7 protein-coding genes are annotated in these 12,093 nt (G+C 68.9%); 3 read left to right on the top strand and 4 right to left on the bottom strand.

What is annotated here, in order from left to right:
- Nucleotides 1-8: 8 nt before the first annotated feature.
- Nucleotides 9-2,384 (bottom strand): DUF6049 family protein, encoded by a 2,376-nt coding sequence (locus ABZ567_RS13510; RefSeq protein WP_360788164.1) that lies wholly within the window; start codon nt 2,382-2,384, stop codon nt 9-11.
- 235 nt (nt 2,385-2,619) lie between these two features.
- Between ABZ567_RS13510 and ABZ567_RS13505 the strand changes: the two genes are divergently transcribed.
- Complete coding sequence (locus ABZ567_RS13505) at nt 2,620-4,086, top strand: CCA tRNA nucleotidyltransferase (RefSeq protein ID WP_360788161.1); 1,467 nt, start codon at nt 2,620-2,622, stop codon at nt 4,084-4,086.
- Between the two features lie 87 nt (nt 4,087-4,173).
- On the opposite strand, the gene ABZ567_RS13500 is transcribed toward ABZ567_RS13505, so the two are convergent.
- The 3 genes from ABZ567_RS13500 to ABZ567_RS13490 all read right to left on the bottom strand — a co-directional run bounded on the left by ABZ567_RS13500 (nt 4,174) and on the right by ABZ567_RS13490 (nt 7,322).
- Nucleotides 4,174-5,433: an MFS transporter gene (locus ABZ567_RS13500; protein ID WP_360788158.1), complete on the bottom strand. Its 1,260-nt coding sequence runs from the start codon at nt 5,431-5,433 to the stop codon at nt 4,174-4,176.
- Nucleotides 5,434-5,509: 76 nt separating this feature from the next.
- Nucleotides 5,510-6,592: an inositol-3-phosphate synthase gene (locus ABZ567_RS13495; RefSeq protein ID WP_360788155.1), complete on the bottom strand. Its 1,083-nt coding sequence runs from the start codon at nt 6,590-6,592 to the stop codon at nt 5,510-5,512.
- Nucleotides 6,593-6,641: 49 nt separating this feature from the next.
- The gene (locus ABZ567_RS13490) at nt 6,642-7,322 is read right to left on the bottom strand and encodes a helix-turn-helix transcriptional regulator (RefSeq protein ID WP_360788152.1); all 681 of its coding nucleotides are present in this window, start codon (nt 7,320-7,322) and stop codon (nt 6,642-6,644) included.
- 372 nt (nt 7,323-7,694) lie between these two features.
- Here ABZ567_RS13490 and ABZ567_RS13485 point away from each other — a divergent pair, with 372 nt between their 5' ends.
- Nucleotides 7,695-10,457: a transglycosylase domain-containing protein gene (locus ABZ567_RS13485; protein WP_360788149.1), complete on the top strand. Its 2,763-nt coding sequence runs from the start codon at nt 7,695-7,697 to the stop codon at nt 10,455-10,457.
- Between the two features lie 115 nt (nt 10,458-10,572).
- Nucleotides 10,573-12,087 (top strand): glycosyltransferase 87 family protein, encoded by a 1,515-nt coding sequence (locus ABZ567_RS13480; RefSeq protein ID WP_360788146.1) that lies wholly within the window; start codon nt 10,573-10,575, stop codon nt 12,085-12,087.
- Nucleotides 12,088-12,093: the final 6 nt, after the last annotated feature.

The raw sequence follows: 12,093 nt of genomic DNA, 5'->3' as shown, positions 1-12,093 counted from the left end.
GACATCGCTCAACGGTCCACTTTCTCACCCGCGCCCGACGGGTCGGCGCTTTCGGGCCCGGTGTCCGGTGTCGGGTCACTCGGCTGCACGGGTTCGTCGTCCCCGTCGTCCCCGTCGGTCTCCGCCGGCCGTGTCTCCGTCTCCGGGTCCGTCTGCTCCTTCTCCGGCTCCGTGTCCGCCTCCGTCGCTTCGGCTTCCGCTTCGGCGTTACGGGCGGCCCGCCGCTTGCGCTGGCTGTACATGCGTACGCCCGCCAGGACGAGGAGGAGGACTCCACCGGCGATCACGAGCATGACCGTGGCGGTGATCTCGGAGACCTTCACGTTGAAGGTCATCGGCTGTCCGTACGGAGTGCCGTCGTCGGTGTAGAGCTGGGCCGTCATCGCCACCTGGCCGTTGACGTTCGCCGATACCGGGAACTTCACCGACTGGCTGTGCCCGCCGTTGATCTTCACGGGCAGCTCGGCGAGCCCGTCGTCGCCGTTCAGCTTCAGCCGGTTCTTGTTGCCTGAGGTGAGCCGGAGCACCAGATGGGCGTCCTGCAGCAGCTGGTTCTGAACGGTCACGGGGATCGTCGCGCTGCGGCCGGACAGGGTGAGGTCCGACTTGTCCACCAGTTGGACGCCCTTGGTGAGGGTCTGCAGATACTCCAGGACGTTGCCCCGGTAGATCGCGGCCGACCTCGCCTGACCACGCCACGAGGTCGACATCTCGCGGTTGATCGCGTTGCCGAAGGGGGTCACGACGCGGTACGGCAGGGTCAGGACGACCTTGAAGTCGTCCAGCTCGTCGCGGGTGGTCTTCATGTCCCGGAAGGCCTGGACCGGCAGCTCGCGGTCGCGCAGCTTCTTCGGGTACCGGGAGCTGCCGGGCACCGCGGTGGAGGCGCCGGGGTCGGGCTTGGCCGCCGCTGCCACCAGGAGGTCGACCGGCTCGCTCCAGCGCCGGCCGGAGAGCCCGTGAAGGGCGGTCGCCATGGTCTGCGCCTGGGCGACGGACGGCATCCGCTGCGGGGCGACCACGATGCTGCGCCGGACCTCCGGCTGCTCCAGGGTGATCGCGAGGGACTGGGCGAGGAACTCCTGGACCGCGAGCGTGGACTTCTCCGCCCGGACCATGTCCCCCTCGAACGCGGTCGACAGGAGCGCGTCGCTCACCACGGCCGTCGTACTGCCGTTGCCGAGGGGGCGGGCGGCCGTGGGCGTGTACGAGAGGTCGTCGCGGACGCTGTCGCTGCGGGCGATCACCTTGTCGGCACCGGCCGAGGTCGCCACCGCCACGATCGAGGGGTCGACGGCCCCGTCGGCGGGCCAGGCGAAATCCGTGGCGGGCTGTACGTGGAGGATCGTCTCGACCGTCCCCCTGGCGAGGGCGGTCGCCGACTGGAGGTGCCCCAGCGAGCCGGGGACGTCCTTGCCCCGGTGGGCCAGGGAGGCGAGGTCGGGGTCCGCGAAGGGAAGGGCGACGACCTTGCGGCCCTCGATCGCCTTCTCCAGCGCGTTCAGCCACCGCTCGGCGGCGGTCTGGTTCGGGCCGGGGACGTGCAGAGTGCCGTCCTTGACGCGGTAACCGTTCGCCATGGCGTCGACGGAGGCCAGCAGATCCGGGTCGACCACCCAGGTGACCGGGAGGTCCTTGCCCAGCGAGACCAACTGGTCGAGCCGTCCGCCCGGCTTCAGCTCGGCCGCCAGGGCGTCGTCCTCGAAGACCGGGGTCTGCTGATCGTCCGTGGCCGTCTCCGCCGAGACATGAGCCGAGGAGATCAGCGGCCACAGATAGGTGAGCTGGGTCTTCTTCTCCGTGGCCTCGGGCTGGTAGGGCACGAAGGTCCGCTCGATGCCGAGCACCCGGTCGTAGCGCTGGTCCGGGGTCTGCCCGGTGAGGGAGACGCCCAGCTGGTAGACGCCCGCCTCGTCGAGTCCGAGCTTGGAGACCGGTACGGAGAGGGAGAACTCCGCACTCAGGCCGGCGCCCAGCCGAGGGATGGCGATGGTGGGGGCGTCATCGAGGGCGGCAGGGTCGCTGTCGTGCCGGAAGCCCGTACGTCCTGCCACCTGATCGATCTGGCTGCGGCTCGTCATCCGCGGCCCGACGTGCAGGTCCACGGTCGCGTCGGTGACGGCCTTCCTGCTCCGGTTGGTGACCGTCCCGGTGACCCTGACGGTGTCCCCCTCGACCGGTGCACTCGGAGTCAGCGTGTCGAGGGACACATCGACGGTCTTCGAGCCGGTTGCGTCCTCGGCGGCGGCTGCCGGAGAGGTCACCGCCGGGGCCTGCAGCAGTCCGGCGAGGAGCGGCGCCCCGAAGGCGACGGTGATCGTGCGCCGCAGCCATCGGCGGGCAGGTGAGGGACCGGTTCCCTGGATGTCTGCCGCCTCGGCCACGCGTTCGCCCGTCCTCGTCGTTGTCTGTGGTGCCTGTGGTGTAGGTGGTTCCCGGTTGCTGTGTCCAGGCATGGTAACGAGGCACGCTGGGAGCAAGTGCCGGGGACTGCTCCAGCCGGTCTCCGGTCGATCTCCCTCCGACCTCCGGACGGGCCTCCGGCCGGCGCGTCACGAGCCCCGGAGCTCCGGAAAACAGGGGCGTCGCCGCGAGCCGGGGCACGTACCCTTTTCTGTTGTGCCGAACGCCAACGAAGACACCCCGACTGCACTGAGCCAGGTGCAACGCCGCGCGGTCAGCGAACTGCTGCGTGTGTCCCCTGCCGCCGACGACCTCGCCCGCCTTTTCCGGGAGGCCGGGTTCCGCCTCGCGCTGGTCGGAGGCTCGGTACGGGACGCCCTGCTCGGCCGGCTCGGCAACGACCTGGACTTCACCACCGACGCCCGCCCCGAGGACGTACTGAAGATCGTCCGGCCCTGGGCCGACGCCGTATGGGAGGTAGGCATCGCCTTCGGGACGGTCGGCTGCCAGAAGGACGCCCGCGTCGGAGACGCTGTCCAGCGCTTTGAGATCGAAGTCACCACGTACCGCTCGGAGGCGTACGACCGGACGTCGCGCAAGCCCGAGGTCTCCTACGGCGACTCCATCGACGACGACCTCGTCCGACGTGACTTCACCGTCAACGCGATGGCTGTGGCTCTGCCGGAGAAGGAGTTCATCGACCCGTACGGCGGCCTCGAGGATCTCGCCGCCCGGGTGCTGCGCACCCCCGGTACACCGGAGGAGTCGTTCTCCGACGACCCCTTGCGCATGATGCGGGCCGCGCGGTTCGCCGCCCAGCTGGACTTCGAGGTCGCCCCCGAGGTCGTCACGGCGATGACGGAGATGTCCGGCCGGATCGAGATCGTCTCCGCCGAGCGCGTCCGTGACGAGCTCAACAAGCTGCTGCTCTCCGCCCACCCCCGGAAGGGCCTCGGGCTCCTCGTGGACACCGGGCTCGCCGATCATGTGCTCCCCGAGCTGCCCGCGCTGCGTCTGGAGAGCGACGAGCACCATCGGCACAAGGACGTCTACGAGCACTCCCTGACCGTGCTCGACCAGGCGATCGACCTGGAGGAGAACGGCCCGGACCTGGTGCTGCGCCTTGCGGCCCTGCTTCATGACATCGGCAAGCCGCGTACCCGTCGCTTCGAGAAGGACGGCCGAGTCTCCTTCCACCACCACGAGGTGGTCGGCGCGAAGATGACCAAGAAGCGCATGACCGCGCTCAAGTACTCCAACGAGATGATCAAGGACGTCTCGCAGCTGGTGGAGCTGCACCTTCGCTTCCACGGTTACGGGACCGGCGAGTGGACCGACTCGGCCGTCCGCCGCTACGTCCGTGACGCGGGGCCGATGCTCTCGCGTCTGCACAAACTGACCCGCTCGGACTGCACGACCCGCAACAAGCGCAAGGCGACCGCGCTCTCCCGCGCCTACGACGGCCTGGAGGAGCGCATCGCCCAGCTCCAGGAGCAGGAGGAACTGGACGCGATCCGCCCCGACCTCGACGGCAACCAGATCCAGGAGATCCTGGGCATCGGCCCCGGACCCGCCATCGGCCAGGCGTACAAGTTCCTGCTGGAGCTGCGCCTGGAGAACGGACCGATGGAGCACGAGCGGGCGGTCGGCGCGCTCAAGGAGTGGTGGGCCACGCAGAGCTGAGTCGTGCCGCGTCGGAGTGCGGCGATGTTTCACGTGAAACGCCGCCGACCCGTGGCAGTGGTGAGGGGTGGTGTTTCACGTGAAACATCACCTCTCCGTGCGTTCCCGCCACAAGGCCAGAGCGATCGCCGCGTAGATCACGGCCACGAGCACGACCAGCAGAGTGGAACGGCCGTCGGGCGGCAGCATCAGCGCCGCGACCCCCGCCGCAGCCACGAAGGCGACGTTGAACAGCACGTCGTACAGCGCGAAGACCCGGCCGCGGTAGGAGTCGTCCACGGCGGTCTGCACAACCGTGTCCGTCGCGATCTTGGACCCCTGGGTGATGAGCCCCAGGAGGAAGGCGGCGGCGAGGAAGGGGACCGGGGCGAAGGTCAGGGCAAGCGCCGGTTCGAGCACGGCGGCTGCCGCCGCGCACACCGTCATCCAGCCGAACGGGCCCAGCCGCCCCACCGCCCAGGGGGAGACGACGGCGGCCACGAAGAATCCCGCTCCCGAGACACCGACGGCGAGTCCGAGCAGCGCGAGCCCTTCGGACTCCGTGGCACCCCATGCGTAGCGGCAGAGCATGAGCACGGTGACCAGCAGGGCGCCGTAACAGAAGCGCATGAGGCCCACCGCGGTGAGAGCGCGGGCAGCCGGCCGTCGCTCGGCGAGGTGACGCAGCCCCGCGGCCAGGCCTCGGGCCGTCGAGGTCAGTGCCGAGCTGAGGCGCTGCGGTACGAGGTCCGGATCGGGGCCGAGAAGCTCTCGGGACATCCGCAGGGAGGCGAGGGCGGCGCAGAGGTAGAGGGCCGCACCGAAGCCCACCACGACCGCGTCGGACCGGGAGGCGATCAGCTGGATGCCGAACGCGAGTCCGCCGCCCACGGTCGCGGCGAGGGTGCCGGCGGTGGGGGAGAGCGAGTTCGCCACGACCAGCCGCTCGGCGTCGACGACACGCGGGAGCGAGGCAGAGAGACCGGCGAGGACGAAGCGGTTGACGGCTGTGACGGAGAGTGCGGAGACGTAGAAGAGCCAGTCGGGAACGGAGGCGAGGACGAGCAGGGCGGTGCCGCCGGCGAGCAGGGCGCGCAGCAGGTTGCCGTACAGGAACACCTGGCGCCGCTGCCAGCGGTCCAGGAGCACGCCGGCGAAGGGGCCGACGAGCGAGTACGGGAGCAGCAGGATCGCCATCGCGGAGGCGATCGCCGTGGGGGAGGTCTGTTTCTCGGGGGAGAAGACGACGTACGTGGCCAGGGCCACCTGGTAGACACCGTCGGCGCACTGGGAGAGCAGCCGGACGGTGAGCAGGCGGCGGAAGTTCGTCAGGCGCAGGAGTACGCGCAGATCACGTACGACGGACATGGCAGCAAGACTCACATACGAAGAGGGCCCCCGGGCAGGTGCCTCGGGGACCCTCTGTCGACCAGCGGGGCGGAGCTTAGCGCTCGACCTCGCCCTTGATGAACTTCTCGACGTTGGCGAAGGCCTCGTCGTCGAAGTACTGCACCGGCGGGGACTTCATGAAGTACGACGACGCGGAGAGGATCGGGCCGCCGATGCCGCGGTCCTTGGCGATCTTCGCAGCGCGCAGGGCGTCGATGATGACACCCGCCGAGTTCGGGGAGTCCCACACCTCGAGCTTGTACTCCAGGTTGAGCGGGACGTCACCGAAGGCGCGGCCCTCAAGACGCACGTACGCCCACTTGCGGTCGTCCAGCCACGCCACGTAGTCCGACGGACCGATGTGGACGTTCTTCTCGCCCATCTCGCGGTCGGGGATCTGCGAGGTGACGGCCTGGGTCTTGGAGATCTTCTTCGACTCCAGACGGTCCCGCTCCAGCATGTTCTTGAAGTCCATGTTGCCGCCGACGTTGAGCTGCATCGTGCGCTCAAGACGGACACCACGGTCCTCGAACAGCTTCGCCATCACGCGGTGCGTGATGGTCGCGCCGACCTGCGACTTGATGTCGTCGCCGACGATCGGGACGCCCGCCTCGGTGAACTTGTCCGCCCACTCCTTGGTGCCGGCGATGAAGACCGGAAGGGCGTTGACGAAGGCGACCTTGGCGTCGATGGCGCACTGGGCGTAGAACTTCGCGGCTTCCTCGGAACCCACCGGCAGGTAGCAGATGAGAACGTCGACCTCGCGGTCCTTGAGGATCTGGACGATGTCGACCGGCTCCTCGGCGGACTCCTCGATGGTCAGGCGGTAGTACTTGCCGAGACCGTCGAGCGTGTGACCGCGCTGGACCGTGACGCCCCTGTTCGGGACGTCGCAGATCTTGATGGTGTTGTTCTCGCTGGCGCCGATGGCGTCCGAGAGGTCGAGGCCGACCTTCTTCGCGTCGACGTCGAAGGCGGCGACGAACTCGACGTCACCGACGTGGTAGTCGCCGAACTGGACGTGCATCAGGCCGGGCACCTTGGCCGCCGGGTCGGCGTCCTTGTAGTACTCGACGCCCTGAACCAGCGAGGCGGCGCAGTTGCCCACGCCGACGATGGCTACGCGAACCGAACCCATTCCGATTGCTCCCTGTTGTGATCGTGGAATCCCTGCTGTGCGCAGGGATTCACTTGGCGGTGTCGTCGGACGGATCCGGCCGGGTACTGCCCCCGTGCCGGGGCAGGCCGCCCGTTTCTCCAGAATCGTTGTCGTGCAGAGCGGGGGCGTCGGAACCGGATCGCTGATCCCGTCCTGCCCGCTCGCTCTCGATGAGCTCGTTCAGCCAGCGCACTTCGCGCTCCACGGACTCCATACCGTGGCGCTGCAGCTCAAGTGTGTAGTCGTCGAGGCGCTCGCGGGTCCGGGCCAGGGAGGCGCGCATCTTCTCCAGGCGCTCCTCCAGCCGGCTGCGGCGCCCTTCGAGGACGCGCATCCGCACCTCGCGCTCGGTCTGCCCGAAGAAGGCGAAGCGTGCGGCGAAGTGCTCGTCCTCCCAGGCGTCCGGGCCGGTGTGGGAAAGGAGCTCCTCGAAGTGTTCCTTGCCCTCGGGGGTCAACCGGTAGACGATCTTGGCTCGGCGTCCCGCGAGTGAAGCGGCGAGGGCCTCTTCGGGAGCGCTGCCCGGCTCCTCGATCAACCAGCCGTTGGTGACCAGCGTCTTGAGGCAGGGGTACAGCGTTCCGTAGCTGAAGGCCCGGAAGACGCCCAGCGAGGTGTTGAGGCGCTTCCGCAGCTCGTACCCGTGCATCGGGGCCTCGCGGAGCAGGCCGAGGACGGCGAACTCGAGGATGCCGGAGCGTCTGCTCATTCGTCGCCTCCTCTTCCGCCTTCGGGGCCCTTATGCCGTGCTGATGTATCGGCTCGATACATCAGCACGATAGAACGGCCTCCGTGTCACGACAAGCGGGACCGCCGTGACCGGCGTCACATCCTCGATTCACAGCGTTCGACTTGCCTGATTTGGGGTGAAGTCCGGTGCCAGGTGGGTTTTGGCCGTGCGTAGTCTGTGCGGCATGCAGAACACCGGGAACCGAGCATCGCCGTGGGGCGTCAGTGCTCCGGGTGACCGGCTGCGGTACGGGGGGACCTCCGATGGGGTTCCGGCCGTGCGCATTTCGGGGGGACCGGAACTCAACTGCCGCTTCCAGGCGTATGTGCCTGCCCGAGGAGTAGTCGTTCGATGAGCGAGCATCGTCGCAAAATGCCGCAGCAGCCGCCGACGGGCGGTCGCGCGGCGGCACGGCGCGCTGCCCAGCAGCCGGTGGGCCGCAGGCCGGCCCCGGTCCAGGAGTTCGGTACGGGGGCCCCTTCGGCCTCGTACGGGCCTGCTTCCTCCCATGGAGAGGAGCAGCGTCCCTACGGGGGCCGCGCGGAGGCCCGTAGGGCCGCGCAGCGCGGCAGCCGTCGGAAGGGGGCCGACACCGGCCCCGGAGGCCCGGGTGGCTCCGGTGGCGGACGGCGTGGCGGCGGTGGCGGCCGTGGCAGTGGCCCGGGGCGTGGCCCCGGCGGCACTCCGCCGGGCAAGAAGCGGATCATCGACTACCCCCGTCACGGAAAGTACGGGTGGCGTCGCTGGATGCCGTCCTGGAAGCTCGTGACGGGTACGTTCCTGTTCTTCATGGCGAGTCTGATGGGCGCGGCCGCCCTCGCGTACTCGCGGGTGGAGGTGCCCGACGAGGCCCTGACCGCGACCTCGCAGAACAACATCTACTACTGGGCCGACAAGAGCCGCATGGTCGCGACGGGCAGCGGCACGAACCGCCAGATGGTCCCGTTCGAGAAGATCCCGAAGTCCATGCAGAACGCGGTGATCTCGGCGGAGAACAAGACCTTCTGGACCGACTCCGGTGTCGACCCCATGGGCATCGGTCGCGCCGTGTGGAACATGGCCAAGGGCGGCGAGACCCAGGGTGGTTCGACCATCACCCAGCAGTACGTGAAGAACAACCGGCTCGACGACCAGTCCCAGACCCTCAGCCGGAAGGTGAAGGAACTCTTCATCTCCATGAAGGTCGGCGACACGGTCACCAAAGAAAAGATCATGGCCGGTTACCTGAACACCGCGTACTACGGACGCGGCGCGTACGGCGTGCAGGCGGCGGCCCGTGCCTACTTCAACAAGGACGCGGCGGACCTCGACCCCAGCCAGTCGGCGCTCCTCGCCGCGGTGCTGAAGGGCGCGACGTACTACGACCCCGCCGGCTACCCCGAGATCGACACCGAGGCCACTCGCGAGAAGAACACCGAGCGGGCCACCAAGCGGTGGAAGTGGATTCTCGACGAGATGGAGAAGGACGGGCACCTCCCGGCCGCGGAGCGCGCGAAGTACCAGACCTTCCCCAAGGTGGAGAAGCCGAAGAAGAGCGCCAACCTGAGCGGGCAGATCGGTTACCTGGTCAGCACCGCCAAGGCGAACATCAAGGCCCAGTTCGGCATCACCGAGCAGGACCTGGAGCGCGGCGGCTACGAGATCTACACCACCTTCGAGAAGAAGAAGGTGGATGCGCTCGAGGCCTCGGTCTCGAAGATCCTGAAGGAGTACATCGACCCGGAGAAGCGCCCCAAGACGGACACGAACGTCCAGTTCGGCGGCGCGTCCGTCGACACGGCGACCGGGAAGATCGTCGCGATCTACGGTGGCGTCGACGCGACCAAGCACTTCAACAGCAACGCCGACAACACCGGCGCCCAGGTCGGATCGACGTTCAAGCCCTTCGTGCTCGCCGCCGCGATGAAGGACGGTGTCCGGGACAGGGACCTGGATCCGGTACAGGACGCGTCCACCCGCACCATCGTGGACCCGGACAAGAGCCGCTACTCCGGCAAGAACGGCCTGACGGTCCGGAAGTACGACGGCGAGGTCTGGCACGACGAGAACGGCGAGGAGTGGCGCCAGACCAATGACGACGACGCCAGCTACGGCAACATGACCCTGCGCGAGGCCATGATCCGTTCGGCCAACTCGCCGTACGTGCAGCTCGGCATGGACGTCGGCATCGACAAGGTCCGCGAGGCCGCCGTGAAGGCGGGCCTGCGCCCCGAGTCGCTCGTCCAGGGAGAGGTGCCCTCCTTCTCGCTCGGTATCTCCAGCCCGAGCGCCATCCGCATGGCCGGTGCCTACGCGACCTTCGCCAACAAGGGGCAGCAGAACGACCCCTACTCGGTGGAGACCGTGAAGAAGGACGGCCTCGTCATCAAGCAGCACGAGGCGAAGGCCGAGCAGGCCTTCAGCCCGGCCATCGCGAGCAACGTCACCGATGTCCTCCGGGACGTCGTGGAGGATCCGAAGGGCACCGGCCGGAAGGCCGCGATCCCGGGCCGTCACGTGGCGGGCAAGACGGGTACGACCGACGGCAACAAGTCGGCCTGGTTCGTGGGATACACCGCGCAGCTGTCGACCGCGATCGACATGTACCGCTTCAGCGACGACGAGACGCAGAAGAAGCGCGAGTTCCAGGAGATGTACGGCACGGGTGACCAGCCGCAGATCCACGGCTCGTCGTTCCCCTCGCGGATCTGGAACGACTACATGACCGAGGCCGTCGCCGACGATCCGAAGGTCAGCTTCCCCAAGCCGGAGAAGCTGGAGAACGCCGAGCCCGTCTTCGGCGGCGGCGCCGCCAGCCCGACGCCGACACCGACGCCCACGCCGACACCGACCGAGACGACGCCGAGTCCGACTCCGACGACGACTCCCCCGACCACGCCGTCGACGACTCCCCCGCCGACCACCAAGACGCCGAAGCCGGGCAAGACGACCTGTGACGTCTGGGGCTGGAACTGCGACAACACCCAGGAACCGGGCGACCCCGGCGGCAACACCGGGCAGCCCTCCACCACGCCGCCCACCACCGGCACACCGACGCCGACCGGCACACCGACGGACGACGACGGCAACGGCAACGGGAACGGCAAACCCGAGGACGGGACCTGGATCCCCTGATCCCTCCCGCCGGGGCACTCCCCGAGGGCCGCCGCGACCGCTCCGTACCTTCCCGTACGGGCCGGGCGCGGCGGCCCTCGCCGTTTTCCCGGAGACGTACGGCAGGATGTCCCCCATGCCGAGCCTCCAGAAGACGAGCGCGCCGAAGAACCGGTCGCAGGGCCGCTCGCCGACGGTCATCCCCACCCACCGGGACAAGGTGGCCGCCGCGGGCAGCGAGCTGATCGGTGGCCCCTACGGCCGTCGGGCGGCGACCGGCACCGGACAGCTGACGCCGGTGCGGGTGATCGCCCTCGTGGCCATCGGCATGTTCGCGCTCGGCATGGTGCAGAAACTGCCCTGCTACAACTGGGCCTGGTTCCGCGGCACGACCTCCCAGTACACCCACGCCTGCTACTCGGACATTCCGCACCTCTTCTCGGGACGCGGCTTCGCGGACGGTCTGGTCCCATATTTCGACCGGCTGGGCGGCGACATACCGTTCCTTGAGTACCCGGTCCTGACGGGTCTTTTCATGGAGGTCGCGGCCTGGCTGACGCCCGGCGGCGGCGACACGATGCAGCAGGAGCGGGCGTACTGGCTGGCCAACGCCGGTCTGCTGATGGTCTGCGCGGCCGTCCTCGCGGTCTGTGTGGCACGGACGCACCGCCTGCGCCCCTGGGACGGTCTCCTCGTCGCCCTGGCGCCCTCGATCGCCCTCACCGCCACGATCAACTGGGACATACTGGCCGTCGCGCTGACCGCCGCCGCGGTCCTCATGTGGTCGCGCGGGCGGCCGCTTGCCTTCGGCATCCTGCTCGGCCTGGCCACCGCGTCCAAGCTCTACCCGATCCTGCTGCTCTGCCCGCTGCTGCTGCTCTGCTGGCGGGCCGGGAAGTGGCGTGAGTACGGGGCAGTGGTGCTCGGCGCGGGTGGCGCATGGCTGGTGGTGAACCTGCCGGTGATGCTGCTGGCGCCCGAGGGCTGGAAGCAGTTCTACGTCTTCAGCCGCCAGCGGAACGTCGACTTCGGTTCCGTCTGGCTGCTGGTCGGTCAGCGGACGGGCGTCTCGATCCCGCCCGACCGGGCCAACCTGTACGCGCTGCTGCTGATGCTGGCGGCGGTGGCCGGTCTCGCCTACCTGGCGTTCACGGCCCCGCGCAGGCCCCGCTTCGTCCAGCTGGCCTTCCTGATCGTCGCCGCGTTCGTGCTGACCAACAAGGTCTACTCGCCGCAGTACGTCCTGTGGCTTGTCCCGCTGGCGGCCCTCGCCCGCCCGCGCTGGCGCGACTTCCTGATCTGGCAGGCGTGCGAGGTCATGTACTTCGCGGCCGTCTGGATGTACCTGGCGTTCACGACCAGCGGCAACAAGCAGGGACTGCCGGTCGACGGCTACCAGTTCGCGATCGTCCTGCACCTGGCCGGCACGCTCTACCTGTGCGTGATGGTCGTACGCGACATCCTGAGGCCCGAGAAGGACCCCGTCCGGCAGGACGGCGCCGACGACCCCTCGGGCGGCGTCCTGGACGGCGCGGAGGACGTCGTCGTGGCGGGCAGGACGGCGCATCCGGCCCGGCACGCGGCCCAGACCATGGAGGTCGGGCCGCGGGTGGAGTGGGGAACCCCCGGGGAGCAGGGCTCCCGGGGGTGAAACGGG

The sequence above is a fragment of the Streptomyces sp. NPDC016459 genome (assembly GCF_040632845.1).
Classification (GTDB): Bacteria; Actinomycetota; Actinomycetes; order Streptomycetales; family Streptomycetaceae; genus Streptomyces.
Note: the sequence above shows the minus strand (reverse complement) of the source record. Positions and strands in the feature narration are given on the sequence as shown.

Coding starts and splice junctions, on each gene's coding strand:
- ABZ567_RS13500 (WP_360788158.1), bottom strand. CDS start 5,433: ATGTCCGTCGTACGTGATCTGCGCGTACTCCTGCGCCTGACGAACTTC.
- ABZ567_RS13495 (WP_360788155.1), bottom strand. CDS start 6,592: ATGGGTTCGGTTCGCGTAGCCATCGTCGGCGTGGGCAACTGCGCCGCC.
- ABZ567_RS13490 (WP_360788152.1), bottom strand. CDS start 7,322: ATGAGCAGACGCTCCGGCATCCTCGAGTTCGCCGTCCTCGGCCTGCTC.
- ABZ567_RS13485 (WP_360788149.1), top strand. CDS start 7,695: ATGAGCGAGCATCGTCGCAAAATGCCGCAGCAGCCGCCGACGGGCGGT.
- ABZ567_RS13480 (WP_360788146.1), top strand. CDS start 10,573: ATGCCGAGCCTCCAGAAGACGAGCGCGCCGAAGAACCGGTCGCAGGGC.